15 protein-coding genes and 1 riboswitch are annotated in these 15,468 nt (G+C 73.2%); of the genes, 3 read left to right on the top strand and 12 right to left on the bottom strand.

From position 1 onward, the window contains the following. Window positions 1-152: 152 nt before the first annotated feature. Window positions 153-296, top strand: a riboswitch (SAM riboswitch). From ACFWGJ_RS03385 to ACFWGJ_RS03395, 3 genes are all read left to right on the top strand, one after another. Continuing rightward, the gene (locus ACFWGJ_RS03385) at window positions 290-397 is read left to right on the top strand and encodes a putative leader peptide (protein WP_356538450.1); all 108 of its coding nucleotides are present in this window, start codon (window positions 290-292) and stop codon (window positions 395-397) included. It overlaps the preceding riboswitch by 7 nt. Window positions 398-552: 155 nt before the next feature. Further along, entirely contained in the window at window positions 553-1,341 is a 789-nt protein-coding gene (locus ACFWGJ_RS03390) for a glutathione S-transferase family protein (RefSeq protein ID WP_387320622.1), read from the top strand. Beyond that, window positions 1,338-1,883: a GNAT family N-acetyltransferase gene (locus ACFWGJ_RS03395; protein WP_387320624.1), complete on the top strand. Its 546-nt coding sequence runs from the start codon at window positions 1,338-1,340 to the stop codon at window positions 1,881-1,883. Before ACFWGJ_RS03390 ends, ACFWGJ_RS03395 begins: the two co-directional genes overlap by 4 nt. A 42-nt stretch (window positions 1,884-1,925) precedes the next feature. On the opposite strand, the gene ACFWGJ_RS03400 is transcribed toward ACFWGJ_RS03395, so the two are convergent. The 12 genes from ACFWGJ_RS03400 to ACFWGJ_RS03455 all read right to left on the bottom strand — a co-directional run bounded on the left by ACFWGJ_RS03400 (window position 1,926) and on the right by ACFWGJ_RS03455 (window position 15,423). Further along, window positions 1,926-3,503 carry a C40 family peptidase gene (locus ACFWGJ_RS03400; RefSeq protein WP_387320626.1) on the bottom strand — a complete coding sequence of 526 codons (1,578 nt, stop codon included), beginning with the start codon at window positions 3,501-3,503 and terminating at the stop codon, window positions 1,926-1,928. Window positions 3,504-3,897: 394 nt separating this feature from the next. Then, the gene (locus tag ACFWGJ_RS03405) at window positions 3,898-4,899 is read right to left on the bottom strand and encodes a sugar kinase (RefSeq protein ID WP_387320627.1); all 1,002 of its coding nucleotides are present in this window, start codon (window positions 4,897-4,899) and stop codon (window positions 3,898-3,900) included. Further along, window positions 4,896-5,822 carry an SMP-30/gluconolactonase/LRE family protein gene (locus tag ACFWGJ_RS03410; protein ID WP_387320628.1) on the bottom strand — a complete coding sequence of 309 codons (927 nt, stop codon included), beginning with the start codon at window positions 5,820-5,822 and terminating at the stop codon, window positions 4,896-4,898. The genes ACFWGJ_RS03405 and ACFWGJ_RS03410 overlap by 4 nt, the downstream gene beginning before the upstream one ends. Beyond that, window positions 5,819-6,451 carry a bifunctional 4-hydroxy-2-oxoglutarate aldolase/2-dehydro-3-deoxy-phosphogluconate aldolase gene (locus ACFWGJ_RS03415; RefSeq protein WP_387320682.1) on the bottom strand — a complete coding sequence of 211 codons (633 nt, stop codon included), beginning with the start codon at window positions 6,449-6,451 and terminating at the stop codon, window positions 5,819-5,821. Before ACFWGJ_RS03415 ends, ACFWGJ_RS03410 begins: the two co-directional genes overlap by 4 nt. A gap of 35 nt (window positions 6,452-6,486) precedes the next feature. Next, window positions 6,487-7,320, bottom strand: a complete 834-nt coding sequence (locus ACFWGJ_RS03420) for a hypothetical protein (protein WP_387320630.1) — start codon at window positions 7,318-7,320, stop codon at window positions 6,487-6,489. Window positions 7,321-7,322: 2 nt separating this feature from the next. After that, window positions 7,323-8,468, bottom strand: coding sequence for a galactonate dehydratase (gene dgoD, locus ACFWGJ_RS03425; protein WP_387320632.1), 1,146 nt, complete (start codon window positions 8,466-8,468; stop codon window positions 7,323-7,325). Next, a complete protein-coding gene (locus ACFWGJ_RS03430; protein WP_387320635.1) occupies window positions 8,465-9,271 on the bottom strand; it encodes a FadR/GntR family transcriptional regulator in 807 nt (268 codons plus the stop codon). Before ACFWGJ_RS03430 ends, dgoD begins: the two co-directional genes overlap by 4 nt. Window positions 9,272-9,327: 56 nt before the next feature. Then, window positions 9,328-10,101, bottom strand: coding sequence for an SDR family NAD(P)-dependent oxidoreductase (locus ACFWGJ_RS03435; RefSeq protein WP_387320636.1), 774 nt, complete (start codon window positions 10,099-10,101; stop codon window positions 9,328-9,330). A 67-nt stretch (window positions 10,102-10,168) separates the two neighbouring features. Further along, on the bottom strand, window positions 10,169-12,301 hold the full coding sequence (locus tag ACFWGJ_RS03440) for an alpha-galactosidase (protein ID WP_387320638.1): 2,133 nt from the start codon (window positions 12,299-12,301) through the stop codon (window positions 10,169-10,171). After that, on the bottom strand, window positions 12,298-13,191 hold the full coding sequence (locus ACFWGJ_RS03445) for a carbohydrate ABC transporter permease (protein ID WP_387320639.1): 894 nt from the start codon (window positions 13,189-13,191) through the stop codon (window positions 12,298-12,300). The genes ACFWGJ_RS03440 and ACFWGJ_RS03445 overlap by 4 nt, the downstream gene beginning before the upstream one ends. Next, window positions 13,191-14,135 (bottom strand): carbohydrate ABC transporter permease, encoded by a 945-nt coding sequence (locus tag ACFWGJ_RS03450; RefSeq protein WP_381834251.1) that lies wholly within the window; start codon window positions 14,133-14,135, stop codon window positions 13,191-13,193. Before ACFWGJ_RS03450 ends, ACFWGJ_RS03445 begins: the two co-directional genes overlap by 1 nt. A 1-nt stretch (window position 14,136) precedes the next feature. Further along, the gene (locus tag ACFWGJ_RS03455) at window positions 14,137-15,423 is read right to left on the bottom strand and encodes an ABC transporter substrate-binding protein (RefSeq protein WP_387320641.1); all 1,287 of its coding nucleotides are present in this window, start codon (window positions 15,421-15,423) and stop codon (window positions 14,137-14,139) included. Window positions 15,424-15,468: the final 45 nt, after the last annotated feature.

Raw genomic sequence — 15,468 nt, forward strand, 5'->3', positions numbered from 1 at the left:
CCTGAAGGCGGGGCTTCGCCCTCGCCCCCTAGGGGCGCGGGGAACTGCGCGGCCGGCCCCCACCGAACCCGCACACGGGCCACTGCCCACGTACTGAGACGTCGTCTCGGCATCTTGACGACGTCACTCACCGCACCGACACTTGCGGGGACGGTCACGATTGTCAGCGCCCGTCGGACGGGTCCCCCGTCCGTGCGGTCATCGGCCCCGGCCCGCTGACAGGCAACCCTTCCACCGCGACGGGGTGCCCCGGGTGACGACCGGGTTCCGCCGGTGCGGCGGGACAAGCGTGGTCTCGCCTCGTGCGAGCCCCGACCGGGACGGGTGGGAATTGCCGAGGAACGGCTTGACGAGGCGACTGCACATCGATCTGTTGCGCGTCTCCAGCGCTTACTAGTCCGCCACCGGTCCACCCGGTTCCCCAGGTCCGCCCGATCCGGACCTGCCGGACCCGTGGATCCTGCCGGACGTGCACGACACAGCGCAGTCACTCCGTTTCGCCACTGGTGCCCACAAGGCGGCCAGGGCTTCCGCGATTCCCTCTGGAGAGCCATGCCCGAGACAGTTTCCCGCGGTTCGAGCACAGGTACCTTCGCCACGGCCGCCCGTAAGGCCGTCACCGGCGCACCCGCCTGCGGCACGGTCGCACCGAGCGCGACCGCACGTCCGCACCGCTTCCGCGGCCGTATAGGTGTCGGCCTCGCCGGCGGCTTCTACCCGGCGCCGCACCGCTATCAGCTGTATCTGTCCGAAGGCTGTCAGCGTTCGCTGCGCGTCTCGATCACCCTCGCCCTGCTGGGACTTGAGAACTCGACGGCCACCACCGTGCTGACCCGGCCCGCCGAGACGCCCGACGCCTTCGCCTCGCTGCGCCGGGCCTACGAGGCGACCTGGCACCACTACGACGGCCCGCTCACCGCGCCCGCGCTGTGCGACCGGTGGAGCGGCCGTGTCGTCAGCAACCACACGCCCGACATCCTGCGCGACCTCGCCGACCTCGCCGACCTCCGGGACGACGAGGGGCCCGGCCTGCCCGCGCTGCGGCCGCCGGCCCTCGCCGCGGAGATCGACGCCCTGCGTGAACTCCTCGCCCGGGACGTCACACCGGACTCCCCGCCCCCTGCCCGGGCGGCGACACTGACCCTGCTCGACCGTCAACTGGCCGCCGGCCCCTATGTGCTGGGGGATGCGATCACGGCCGCGGACGTGGATCTGTGGGTGGCGCTCACATATCTCGCCGCGGCCGACGGCGCCCTGTCCGCGTACCTCCACCTGGACCGGTACGTCCGGCGTCTCGGCCGCCATCCGGCCTTCCTCGCCGGTGTGAGCATGTGCGCATGATCAAGGAAGACGTCAGGGAAGATGCCGGCGAAGAGGGGTGCGTCACTCGGTCGGGGCCGTCCGTCCGATGGGTGACCGAGGAGTGGGACGCCCCGGCCCCGGCCCGGCTGCGGGAGCAGATTTCCGCCGAACTGGCCCCGCGCTACGCGCCGGTCGAGCACCGGCGCGTACGTGCCCCGCAGCCCGCGGCCGAGGAGATCGTCGTCACGTGGGTCGCCTACGCCGACGACCTGCCGGTGGCGACCGCCTCGCTGCGCAGGCTGCCCGACCGGCACGAGGTGAAGCGGGTGTTCGTGCGCGCCGACCACCGCGGCCGGGGTCTGGCGCGAGCGGCCCTCGCGGCGGTGGAGTCGACCGCGCTGACCCTCGGCGTCGACCGGCTGTGGCTGCAGACGGGCGCGCTCCAGCCGGAGGCGCGGGCGCTCTACGCGCGGGAGGGCTGGCAGGAGGTGCGGCCGTACGCCCCGTACGACCGCAATCCGTTCAGTGTCTGCTTCACCAAGGCGCTCACGGAGCCGGCGGTGACACCGCAGTCACCCTGACCGCCGGCTCGTCGTCCCTGGCTCAAGCCCCTCGGCCGGCCCTCAGGCGGGGCGGATCACGCTGTGGATGGCCGCCTCGCCGGCCCAGTAGATCGACTCCTCGCGGATGGCGACGCCCGGGCTCGGTGCGTGGATCATCATCCCGTTGCCCGTGGCGATGCCGACGTGTGCGACCTGTCCGCTGAAGAGGACCAGGTCACCGGGCCGGACGTCCGCGACGGGGACCATCGTGCCGGCGGTCGCCTGGTCCTGGACGGAACGCGGGAGCGCGACTCCGGCGACCTTCCAGGCGGCCTGCGTGAGACTGGAGCAGTCGTACGAGCCCGGTCCCATGGAGCCCCAGACGCACGGCTTGCCGATCTGGGCGCGTGCGAAGTCGACGGCCCTGGCGCCCTGACCGCCGTACCCGGGGTCGGGTGCGGCATAGACGGGCGTGCCATGGGCGGGCGTCGTATAGACGGGCGTGCCATGCGCGGGCGTCGCATAGACGGGAGCGGGAGCAGCGGCCGGGGCGGGGGCGGGCACGCCGTAGCCGGGGTCGGCCGCGGCCTGCATGTCGAGGGCGACTCCCGTGGCGATGGGCGTGCTCGCGTCGACGTACCTGCTCGTGTCGCTCTGCCGGGCGGCGGTGTACGGGCCACCGGCGTACTGGTCGACGCCCAGGTGCACGCCGTTGCCGATGCTCCGGTCGGCGGCGACACCCGCTCCCGTACCGGGCAGGCCGGGGTGGACGGCCGTACCGGCGTACATGTCCGTGCCCGCGCGCATGTCCGTACCGATGGCCGGCTGCTGCCAGGCGTCCGCGGCGGGCGCGGCCGTGCGGTAGCTCTGCGGCTGGGGGGCGGCAGGGCCCCAGGCGCCCTCGACCGCCTGGAACGGCTGCAGTTCCGCCGCGGGCGCGCCGCGCCGGGCCGCGTGTCCGGCCAGCAGGTCGCGGGCCTGTCCGAGTTTGCGCTGGTTGCGCTGCTTCGACGTCCGCAGGGTCGTCTGCGACGGTCCGCCGGACGGCCCGGGCAGGGCCCTGTCGGCCGCCTGGCGCTGGGCCGGGACGGCCGGGAGCGCGGCGGTGGGTCCCGCGGTCAGCTCGGCGACCGGTCTCGCGGTCAGTTCCGCGAGGGGTCCGGCGCCGCCACCGGGGCCGGGGCCGGCGCTCGGGCCGGCGGTCAGCTCCAGGACGGGCTTGTCGGAACCCTCGCGGCCCCCGCGCCCCTCACGGCCACCGCCGCCCGGACGACCGCCGGAATCGGCGGGTCGGGAGCCGGCGGAACCACGGTCCGGCGTCCGGTCGGGCGGCAGCACCGCCGGGAAGACGGGGCCCAGTTGCGAGCGGCCCACGTCGAACCACTGCTTCGCGACGTCCGGCAGCGGGGCTGCCGCGTCGGAGGCTCCGCCCCGGCCGCCCCTGTCCCCTGACGCCGCTCGGGCGTCGCGCGTCGTGGTGCTCATCGCCCGGGTGACATTGATGTTGCCCGTGGCGTTCTCGACCCGGTCGTAGAGATTCGTGATCCGCTGCTGTACTTCCTCGCGGCTGGGTTCGTCACCCCGCTGGGCGGGAATGCCTGCGGAGGCGAACTGGTCCACGGAAGCGGGGGCCGCCTTCACGAGGGCGGAGCGGGACATGCCGGGGAGGCCGGTGCCTCCGGGGCGCTGCGTTCGTTCCGGCGCGATGGGAGACGACTCCTTCCGTGCACCGCCTGCCGGGCCGACCTTGGGTTTCGGGCTGAAGGTTCCGACGTTCATGCCCTACGGCCCCTGCCCGCCGGGCAGTTGGGCCGATTCACCCTGAAGTCGACTGACCTCCGGCTCCGGCCGCCACGAGGGCCGGTCGGATGCGGCGGAGACCGCGCGACCCGGCGAGGTTCACCGGAGCCAGTCGTACGGCCTAGCCGTCAACTTAGCCAACTTGTGTGTCTCGCGTGAAGATTGAAGTGCGAAGTGTCCGATATGTAATTGTGACCTTCGTCGTACCCGACGGTGACCTTGGACCGTTGACCACCTCAGCGCGACCGGTCCGTCACTCGCGGTCCATCCGGGCCCAGTCGGGCGCGGGGAGACCGAGGAGTTCCTCGATCCTGGCCTTGTCGGGCAACGGGCCGTGGTCGCCGGTCACTTGGAGTGCCGACCCGGCGGTGATGTGGCCGAGCCGCAGCGCACGCTCCATGTCGGCGCCCCGCAGCAGCCCGCCCAGGAACCCGGCGGCGAAGGCGTCCCCCGCGCCGACGGGCTCCACCACGTCCGTGCGCAGGGCGGGCACGGTCCAGGAGCCTTCGTCGCCGAAGACCGTGGCCGACCGGCCGCCGTCCTTGACGACGAGCAGACGCGGATGCGGCAACAGCCGCCGTACGCCGTCCGGTTCGAGGCCGGCGTCCCACAGGTCCTGTGCCTCGTCGAGGCCGACGAGGACGAGGTCGGCGCGGTCGGCCAGCTCGCGCAGTACGGGCGCGGCCGTGCCGGGCGGCCACAGCGCCCGGCGGTGGTTGACGTCGAAGCTGATGGCGTACGGGCGTTGGTCCGGCGGGGTGGCGAGGGCTTCCTCCACCAGGCTCAGGCAGGACGGGGACAGGGCCGGGGTGATCCCGGTGAGATGGAGGACGGAGGCGGACCGCAACCGGTCGTCCTTCAGCACCTCGGGGCCCAGGGCCGAGGCCGCCGAGCCGCCACGGTAGTAGTGGACGCGGGTACCGGTGGGGGCGGGCTCCTTCACGAGCAGGCCCGTGGGCCGCTCCGGGTCGTGCCGCACTCCCCCGACGTCGACACCTGCGGCGCCGACCGCGGCGCGCACCCGCCGGCCCAGCGCGTCGTCGCCGAGCGCCGAGAGCCAGGAGACAGGGACGCCCAGGTCGGCCAGGTACATCGCCACGTTCGACTCGGCCCCGGCCACCGACACCCGCAGGGCCTCGGCACTCTCCAGGGACTCGGCCGGGGCGGGGGCGAGGGCGGCCATGGTCTCCCCGACGCAGACCACCGGTCCTTCGCGGGGCAGCCAGGCGGCGCGGGAGGCGGACGCGCTGTTCATCGCAGCTCCTTCCGGGGCGAATCGGGGCCGTGGCGGTCAGGGCCGTGGGGCCGGTACGTGTCCGCCGGCCTCCCGGGTACGTCGACCCGGGCCGTGAACACGGCGCCGTCGTACGGGCCGGGCGCGGCGAGTCCCACGCGGGCGCTGGTGACGTACAGCAGGTCCTCCCGCAGGCACACTCCGGCGGGCTGCCGTGCGGGCAGCCGCAGCGTGCGGTCGAGGCGGCCGTCCGGCAGATACCGGCGTACGGTGCCGGTGCCCCACACCGCGATCCACACCGCGCCCTCGGCGTCCACCGCCATGCCGTCGGGGCTGCCGTCGTCGACGGTGACGTACGTCTCCGGGGTGCCGAGGTCGCCGGTGAGGGGGTCGACGGAGTACCGCCGGACGACTCCGCGGGCGCTGTCGGCCAGGTACATGGTGCGGCCGTCGGCCGTGAAGGCGGGCCCGTTCGGCACGGTGATGCCGTCGAGGACGCGGACCGCCGTGCCGTCTTGGTCGACGCGGTGGAGGGAACCGGCTCCGTCGTCGGCCCCGTAGGCCATGCTGCCCGCCCAGAAGCGGCCGGAGGGGTCGGCGGTCCCGTCGTTCATGCGCATGGGTCGTGCCGCGTCCGCCTCGGGCTGGGCGAGCCAGCGCGGCGGGGCGTCGGGGGTGAGCAGGCAGATGCCGGTTCCCGCGGCGGCGATCCAGGTGCCGGGGGCGTCGGCGACGGGTGCCACCGCGCCCAGGGGGAAGGGTAGTTGGGCCAGTTGCCGGAGGGGTTCGGCGGGACGGTCCGTGGCGGTGAGCAGGCGGCCCGCGAGGATGTCCACGAGCACGATGCCGTGGTCGTGCGTCCAGCGGATGCCCTCGCCGAGTTCGAGACGGTCGGGTCCGAGGACGTCCGCCCCCGCTGGGGCTGCGGCTTCGGGGTGGGTCACGAGGCGCCCTCGTTCGCCACCGCGACGAACGCCCGGGCGCGGTCCCGCAGCGCGGTCAGGCTGCCGCCGTCGGCCGCGTCCCCGATCAGCGGTGAGCCCACGCCGACGGCGGTCGCCCCGGCCGCCAGATACGCGCGGGCGGCGGCCCCGTCGACCCCGCCCACCGGCACGAACAGTTCGTGCGGGAACGGGCCGCGCAGGGCCTTGAGGTAGGCGGGGCCGCCGGCCTGGGCGGCGGGGAAGATCTTCAGGGCGGCGGCTCCGAGGGTCCGCGCGGCCAGGATCTCCGTCGGGGTCATCACCCCGGCCAGGACCGGCAGTCCCAGTTCGCGTGCCGCGGTGACGCCGTCCCCGAGCGCGGGGGTGACGGCGAAGTCCGCACCGGCCTGCCGGGCGGCGCGGGCGTCGTCGGCGGTCAGGACCGTACCGGCGCCGAGGGGGCGGTCGGGGCCGAGTTCCTTGCGGGCCCGCTCGATGACCGACAGGGCGTCCTTGCCGCTGAGCGACACCTCGATCAGCTCGACGCCCTCCTCGGCCAGGGCCAGTACGGTGCGCAGCGCCGCCTCCGGGTCGTCGCCGCGCACGATGGCGACCACGCGGTGGGCGGTCAGGGCCGCTCGAAGATCCAGCAGGTCCATGCAGACTCCTTGTGGAACAGGTCGGTTCAGGTGCAGCGGCAGTGCGTGGTGAGCGTCAGCCGCCACCGCACCTCGCCGGAGGCGGGTACCCGGGCCGCGTCGCCGGGATTCGCCTCCGCGAGGTCGAAGACGCGGCCGAGCATGGGCTCGACGCCTGTGCTGCGGTAGGGGCGCCCGGCGGGGAACCCGCCCAGGTTGCGCCAGAGGGCGACGGAGGTGGGCTGCCCGTCCGTCTCCAGGGCCAGCGAGAGCCGGTCCCGGCCGTCGTGGACGCAGCAGCCGGGGGCGTCCACGACGGCGCCGACCGCGGTGCCGTCGTCCGGCCCGAACCGGTCCAGCCGCAGCCCGCAGGGGGCGGGCCAAATCCCCTCCACCCACGGGGCGTCCTCGGGCCACTCCTGCGCCAACAGCGGGGCCGCCTCGCGGAAGAGCCGGGTGCGCGCCCCGTCGCCGATGCGCACGCTCGCCCGCTCGGACAGATCGAGCAGGGCGTGAGCGGCCCACACGAAGCGAAAACCCGCGCCGGCGGTCAGCACGTAGTCGGCCTCCGCTCCGTCGGGAGTACCGCGGATCGTGCGTCCGAGCGTGAACCGCTCGCAGTGGACGACGTACCGGTCGTCACCCCGCGCCGGGGCCGGGACCCGGGTCCAGGGGCGGGACCACGCGTCTCCGTGGTCCGGGCCGCCCCGGACCGTGGGAACGCATTCCTCCAGGCCGCCCGCGTCCACGAAGGCGTCGCCCGGTGCGACGCCCTCCCGTTCGGGGGCCTCGCGGTGCCACAGCCACTCCCGGCCGGCGGCCGTGCGCAGGGAGGTCCAACGGCCGCCGTGGGCCGGGTCGGTGGCCACTTCGAGCGGCATGCTCACCACTCGGCGAAGGAGCCGTCGGCGTGCCGCCACACCGGGTTGCGCCAGGCGTGTCCGGACCGGTCGGCGGCCCGGACGGCGGCCTCGTCGATGGTGACGCCCAGACCGGGGGCGTAGCCGCGCGCGGCGTGCCCGTCGACGAACCGGAACGGCTCGGGGTCGACCAGGTACGACAGGAGATCGGCGTCCTTGTTGTAGTGGATGCCCCGACTCTGCTCCTGGATCAGGAAGTTGGGGGTGGCGAAGGCGATCTGGAGGCTGGCCGCCAGCGCGATCGGGCCGAGCGGGCAGTGCGGGGCGAGCTGCGCGCCGTGGGTCTCGGCGAGCGAGGCGATGCGGTGCACCTCCGAGATGCCGCCGGCGTGGGACAGGTCCGGCTGGGCGACCGCGATGCCCGCGGTGAGTACGGGCAGGAAGTCGGCGCGTCCGTAGAGACGTTCACCGGTGGCGAGCGGGATCGGGCTCGCGGCGACGAGCCCGGCCAGCAGGTGGCCGTGCTCGGGCACGACGGGCTCCTCGACGAACAGCGGGTGCAGGGGCCCCAGTTCGGACAGGACCCGGCGCGCGCCCGCCGCCGTGAAACGGCCGTGGAAGTCGACGGCGACATCCCGGTCGGGGCCCAGCGCCTCGCGGGCGGCGGCCACCCGGCCCACGATCGCGGCGGTCTCGGCCGGGGTGGGGATCGGCGAGGTGGCTCCGGCGCCGTTCATCTTCACCGCCGTGAAGCCCGCCTCGACCTGCGCGGCTATCTGCTCGGTCAGCTCGGCGGGTTCGTCGCCGCCGACCCAGGCGTAGACGCGGACGCGGTCCCGCACCGGCCCGCCCAGCAGCGCGTGCACCGGAGCCCCGTACGTCTTGCCCGCGATGTCCCACAGGGCCTGGTCGAGCCCGGCGACGGCGCTGGAGAGCACCGGGCCGCCGCGGTAGAAGCCGCCCTTGGACAGCACCTGCCAGTGGTCCTGGATGCGCAACGGGTCCTGGCCGACGAGGTGTTCGGCCAGCACGTCGACGGCGGCGCGCACGACCTCGGCCCGCCCTTCGACGACCGGTTCGCCCCAGCCGACGACACCGTCGTCGGTCTCGACACGGCAGAACAGCCAGCGGGGCGGGACCAGGAAGGTCTCGATACGGGTGATCTTCACTGGGAGCGGGAGCCTTCCGTCGCGTCGGGCACATGGCTGTCACCGGCATCGGCGGCATCCGCTGTAGCGACGTCGCCGGCGTCGCCGGTGTCGTCGGCGTCGCCGAGGCGGTCCAGGTCGCGGCCCGCCTGGTCGAGCAGGGCCCGCATCGCGGCCTCGGCGGCCCGCGGGTCCCGGTCGCGTACGGCGTCCAGGACCGCCCGGTGCGCCGGGACCGGATCCTCGCTGTGCGGGGCGCTGTGCACGATCCGGTCGCGGTGGGCCAGCCCGGACTCGATCACCATCTCCATGCGTTCGAGGAGTTCGTTGTGGGTGGCGGCGAGCAGGGCCCGGTGGAAGGCGAGGTCGGCCTCGACCGCGTGGGCGGCGTCGCCACCGCCCTCCCCCATCGCGTCGAGCGCGCCGTCGAGAGCGGCCAGGTCGGCGTCGGTGCGCCGGTCGGCGGCCAGCCGGACCGCGGCCGGCTCGATGATGGCGCGCACCTCGGCGAGGTTCCGCAGCAGCGCTTCGTCCGCCTCGGAGGTGCGACCGCCCTCGAACTGCCAGCGCAGCACGTCGACGTCGAGGAGGTTCCACTCGGCACGGGTGCGGACGAACGTGCCGCGCTTCTGGCGGGCGTCGACCATCCCCTTGGCGGCGAGCACCTTGAGGGACTCGCGCAGAGCGGTGAGGCTCACGTCCAGCTCGCTCTGCAGCGCCACCAGGTCGAGCGTGGCCCCCTCGGGGATCTCGCCGCCCAGGATGCGGCGGGCGAGGACTTCCACGGTCTGGCCGTGCACGCCGCGGCGGGCATAGGGCGTCATTCTCGTACGGCCTTTCTCTGCGAGGGGGGTGTTCGGGTGAGGGTGCGGTGTCCTGGTCATGCGGAGGCCTTGACCACGCTCCAGCCGCCGTCCACCACCAGGCTCGTCCCGGTGATGTACGAGGCTTCGCCTGCGCTGAGGAAGGCGATGGCCGCGGCCACCTCCTCCGGTGTGCCGAAGCGGCGCGCCGCCGTCTCCGCGATGCTGCGTTCCCGGTCCTCGGGCGTGACCCTGTCCCAGGCGGCGGTCAGGATCGGGCCGGGTACGACGGCGTTGACGCGCACCTCGGGCCCGTACTCGACGGCGAGCTGCGAGCACAGGGACAGCAGGGCGCCCTTGGAGGCGGCGTACGCGGGGTGTCCCGGGATGCCCCTGTTCGCATGGACGGACGAGGTCAGCACGACCGCTCCCCGGCGTTCCCGCAGGTCGGGCAGGCAGGCCCGGAAGCCGAGGAAGGCGCCGGTGGTGTTGACGGCGAGCTGGCGCCGCCACGAGTCGAGGGACAGCTCATGGGCGGGCGCCACCTCGACGGTGTAGGCGTTGCTGACGAGGACGTCCACGGGTCCGAAGCCGTGGGCGGCGGCCACGATCCGGGTCCAGTCGTCCTCGGCGGCGACGTCGGCCCGTACGAACCGTGCGTGGCCGCCCGCCTTCGTGATGCGCGCGGCGACTCTCCCGCCGCGGTCCTCGGCGAGGTCGGCGAGGACCACGGCGGCACCCTCCTCGGCGAGGCGTTCGGCCGTGGCGGCTCCGATGCCGGAGGCCGCGCCGGTGACGACGGCCGTGCGGCCGGCGAAGCGGGCGCCGGGCGGTCGTGCGGGCTGCTCCATCGTGGGGTTCGACTCCTTCGCGTGCGGGGGACGGCCGTCCGTCCCGAAAACATATGCCGGACCGCTGTCACCGCCGCCGCAGCACCACCAGTTCGGCGTCGTGGCCCTCGCTCCAGGTGAAGGGCAGACCGTGGTGCAGCAGATGTGCTCCGCTGTACGTCCTGTCCGATCCGGCATCGCTGTAACGCGCTCCCGGGTCGAGACCGCGCAGTCTGAGCCGGTCGGGGCGGCCGGGCAGCAGCGGCGCCCCGTCGAGGCGCCCGGTGCCGAGGGCCGCGACGACCGTGCGCCCGGACCGCGGGTCGTCGTACTGCACACCGTAGGTGGGGCCATCGGGGGTGCCGAGGAGGTGGACCTCACCGTGGTGGACGGTTTCCCGTACGTCCTTGTAGCGGGCGATCCACCGGGCGGCCTCGGCCCGCTCCCGCGGTGTCCAGGCGCGCAGGTCGGCGCCGATGCCGAGGACTCCGCACATGGCGTTGACGAACCGGAACGCGAGGCTGCGCGGGCGCGGGTCGAAGATGCCGGGGGCGTCGGTGACCCATGAGCTCATGACGTGCGGGGCGTGGGCGTGCAGGAAGCCGTACTGGACGGACAGCCGGTCCAGCGGGGCGGTGTTGTCGCTGGGCCACACCACGTCGGTGCGCGCGAGGGTCGCGTGCTCGATGCGTGCGCCGCCGCCCGCGCAGCCCTCGACCGTGACGCCCGGGTGGGTGGCGCGCAGGTGGTCCAGGACGCGCAGGTATCCGGCGACGTGCTCGGCGTCCAGGTCGGGCCGGGCGTCGTGCGGGGCGTCCGGGCGCCCGCGTTCGGTGGGCGGCCGGTTCATGTCCCACTTGAGGTAGCTGATGTCGTACGCGGTCAGCAGCCGGTCGAGGGTGCCGATGACGAAGTCCTGGACGTCGGTACGGCCGAGGTCGAGGAGCAGTTGGTTGCGGACCAGGCGGGCGGGGCGGTACTCGATCCGGTAGACCCACTCGGGGTGTTCGGCGTACAGGCGGCTGCCGGGGCTGACCGCCTCGGGCTCCACCCACAGGCCGAAGTCGAGGCCCAGCCCCTTGATCTCGTCGACGAACCGGCCGAAGCCGTGCGGGAAGGCCGCCGGGTCCGGGTACCAGTCGCCGAGGCCTCCGGTGTCGTCGGCGCGGCCGGTGAACCAGCCGTCGTCGACGACGAACAGTTCCGCTCCGATGTCGGCGGCGGCTTTCGCCAGCTCCAGCTGCCCGGCCGCGTCGACGTCGAAGCCGGTGGCCTCCCAGGAGTTGTAGAGGACCTTGCGGGGCCGGTGCAGCCGCTCGCCGGAGAGCCGGCGTTCGTAGCGGTGCCAGACCCGGGAGAGCCCGTCGAGGCCGTCCGGGCTGAACGCGCAGGCCAGACGCGGGGTCGTGAGGGTTTCGCCGGGCGCCAGGAACACGGCGCCCTCGTGCGGGACCCGCCCGGCGCGGACGCGGACGAGACCGCCCGGTTCAGCCTCCGCGGTGATGTGCCAGTTGCCGGACCATTCGAGCGCGATGCCGTACGCGGCGCCGCCGCCCCCGGATGCCCCGTCCGCGCTGTCCTGCACCGCGAGCCAGGGCGCGTAGGCGTGCCCTGGCACGCCCTGGACGCTGCCCATGGTGAACGTGCCGCGCGGCAGGTCGAGTTGGGTGAGCTGGAATTCCTGCGACCACTGGCCGGTGAGGTACGTCAGCCGGGCGGCGCCGGTGACGGGGATGTTCACGGCGGCCGAGTCGAGCCGTTCCAGGCGCAGTTCACCGGTGCTCGCGGTCAGTTCGGTCCAGCGCAGGATCACGTCCGTGCCCGGCACCACCTCGTAGCACAGGACCGTACGCAGCCCGAGGACATGGTCGGTGAACGCGAGCCGCAGCCTGCCGTCCCCCTCTCCTTCCTCCGCCCCGTCGAACTCCCACCACACCCCCCGCTCCCCGCCCGGCCGCCCGGCGATCAGCTCGCTTCCGGTGAACGGCCGCAGCCCGTACGGCAGATACTCGGCCGGTGCCGCGTCCGCGGGCGTGATGAAGTGCGTGCGCCGCGACCAGTCGAGGGCGGACGGGCCGTCCTCGACACCGGTCGGCCCCCAGGCCTCCAGTTCGGCCCAGGGGCCGTCCGGGGACAGCCGCACGGTGTAGCTGGTGTGTTCGGCGCGCAGGGTCCAGCGCCGGGCCGTCGCCACCTGTTCCCTCCCCGTTCCCGCGGTCACTTCACCGCTCCCAGGTTGAGGCCGGCGACGAAGTGCCGCTGGAAGCGGAGGAACACGATCACCGTGGGCGCCGCGGCGATGACGGATCCGGCGGCGATGACGTTCCACATGGACACGTACTGCCCCTGGAGTCCGATGAGGGCGGCGGTGATCGGCATCTTGGTGTCGCTGCGCAGGACGGTGATCGCCCACAGCAGGTCGTTGAAGATCCAGGTGAACGACAGGGCGCTGAGGGCCGCGAGGGCGGGGCGGGTCAACGGCAGGATGATCCGCCAGAAGATCTGCCAGGGCCCGGCGCCGTCGACGACCGCCGCCTGCTGGATCTCCGGCGGGATCGACCGCATGAACCCGTGCAGGACGAAGACGTAGAAGCCGACACCGAAGCCGATCTGTACGCCGATCAGTGCGGGCAGGGTGTCGTAGATCCCCAGCAGTTCACTCAGCTTGGAGACGGGGATGAGCAGGATCTGCGGCGGGAGCAGGTTGCCGCCGAGCATGAGCAGCAGCAGGGAACGGCGGAACGGCAGGTCGTAGCGGCTGAGCCCGAACGCGGCCATGGCGGCCAGCGCGAGCGTCACCAGGACGGCCGGCACGGTGACCAGCAGGCTGTTGATCAGGGCGCGCTGCTGGCCGCCGTCGTTCCAGGCCTGGCCGAAGTTGCCGAGGGTGAAGGAGTGCGGCCAGCTGCCCAGACCGTGCGCGGCGATGTCGTCGAAGGACCGCAGGCTGGTCACCAGCACCAGGGCGATGGGCAGCAGCCACAGGACGGCCAGGGTGCCCGCGCCGAGATGGAACCCGGCGGTCGCGGCCCGCCTGCGGCGCAGCGCGGTGGCGGAGACCGAGGGAGCGGACGTGGCGGAGGTGTTCGAGGGGGCTGAGGGGGCGGACATCAGTCGGCCTCCCGGAACGCGCGGACGAGGTAGGAGCAGATGACGCCGAAGGCCAGCACGAAGATGACGACGGCGAGGGCGGACCCGTAACCGAGGCGCAGGGACTGGAAGGCGGTGGAGTACATGTACGTGCTCAGCAGTTCCGAGGAGTGGTAGGGGCCGCCCCGGGTCAGCGACCACACGACGTCGAAGGAGCGCAGTGAGTCGATGACGATGACGGACAGGACGACGGCGTTGACACTGCGCAGCTGGGGCAGGGTGACGTGCCGCAGCCGCTGCCAGGCACCGGCGCCGTCGACCTTGGCGGCCTCGTACAGGGCCGGGTCGATGCCCTTGAGGCCGGCGACGTACAGGACCATCACGTAACCGATCTGGCGCCAGAGCGCGGGGACCATCACGGCGTACAGGGCGGTGTCCTGGTCGGCGAGCCAGGCGTGGCGCAGGTTGCCGAGGCCGGCCGATGCGAGGAGTTGGTTGAGGACTCCGTCGGGCTGGTAGATCGCCTGCCACACCAGTGCGGTGGCGACCAGGGAGAAGACGACGGGCAGGAAGAGGGCGGCGCGGTAGAAGCCGACTCCGCGCCGTTCCTGCTGGAGCACGAGTGCGGCGCCGAGGCCGAGGACGGCGGACAGGCCGCCGAAGAGGAGGAGCCAGAGCACGGTGTGGCCGGCCGCGTCGAGGAAGACGTCGTCGTGGGCCATCTCGCGGAAGTTGTCGAGGCCGACGAACGTCGGTGCGGAGACGCCGTCCCAGCTGGTGAGGGCGAGGTAGAAGCCCTGGAGCGCCGGCCAGAACACCCACAGTGCCTCGGCGAGCAGCGGCACGAGGACGAAGGCGAGGACCAGCGGGGGTGTGCGGCGCGGGCCCCGGTTCCGCCTGCCCCGGGGCGGCGGCGGGGCGGGCGCCTTGCGGTCGGGGGCGGTCAGGACGGCCGTGTCGGGCATGTCAGGCGGTCCAGATCTTCGCGGCGTCGCGCTGCCAGTCGGTGAGGATGGAGCCGATCTGCTTCGGCTTGGCGATGAACTTGGTCAGCGCGTTGTCGGCGGTGGGCTGGAGGGCGTCGCTGGAGTCCCGGTTGAAGAACTGGGTGATCTCGGCGGCCTGTTCGATGTGCGCCCGGCCCTTCTTCACGAGGGCGGTTCCCGCGTCCTTCGCGTCGGGGTTGCACGGCAGGACCGTGCCGGAGGAGCCCTTGATGTAGATCTCCTGGGCCTCGGCGGTGGCGAGGTAGCGCATGAGGTCGACGACCTGGTCGTGGCGGCCGGTGCGGGCGCTGGCGAAGTAGCCGTCCGTGGGGGCTTCCTCGGCGAGCGGGACCTTCGGGTCGATGACGGGGAAGCGGAAGAAGTCGATGTCGTCGAGGGCGTCCTTGGGTGCGGCGTCCGCGAAGAAGGTGCCGATGAGCATCATGCCGCTGCGACCGTTGAGCAGGGAGGTCGTGGCGTCCTGGAAGGCGACCGCGGTGCCGTTCGGGTCGAAGTAGGGCAGCAGTTCCTGCCAGCGGTCGAAGACCTTGCGGACCTCGGGGTCGTCGAACCGGTGTTTCCCTGCGAGGAGTTGGCGGTGGTAGTCGGCGCCGTTGATGCGGATGTCGAGGTAGTCGAACCAGGCCGAGGCGACCCAGGCCGTGTTGCCGCCCGCGCCGAGGCCGATGGGGTCGACGCCCTTGCTCTTGAGCTTGTCGCACAGGTCGAGGAAGTCGTCCCAGCTCTTGGGCTCGCTCACGCCCCATTTGGCGAAGTTCGACTTCCGGTAGAACATGCCCCACCAGTAGTAGGTGGTCGGCACGAAGACCTTCTTGCCGGCGGCCGAGGTGCACAGGCTGTTCAGGGCCTTGGAGTAGCCCTTGAGGTCGGGCGAGGACCAGACCTCGCCGAGGTCGAGCAGCAGGTCCTTCTTCGCGTACGCGTCCGCCACCGACCCGGGGTACCAGGTGTAGACGTCCGGCGGGTTGGCGGAGGTGAGGTAGGTCGGCAGCTGGGTGCGGAAGGTCTCGGCGGCGACCGTGTTGAGGCTCGCGCTCCCCGCCCCCTTCTTGGCGTACGCGGCGACGACGTCCTGCATCGCGGCCTTGGCCTGCGGGGCCGAGAGGTTGGACTGGAGGGTCACCGAGCCCTTGGAGGAGCTCTTGCCGGAGGAGGTCGAGGTGACACAGCCGCTGAGCAGCGCCGCTGTCCCGGCGGCGCCGGCGCCGGCGAGGAACCGGCGCCTGCTGGTCTGGTGGTTCGTCATGGAGGGCTCCCTGTGGATCCGCGCTGATCCAGATTCGCGTGACGC

Source organism: Streptomyces sp. NPDC060205 (assembly GCF_042728395.1).
Taxonomy (GTDB): domain Bacteria; phylum Actinomycetota; class Actinomycetes; order Streptomycetales; family Streptomycetaceae; genus Streptomyces.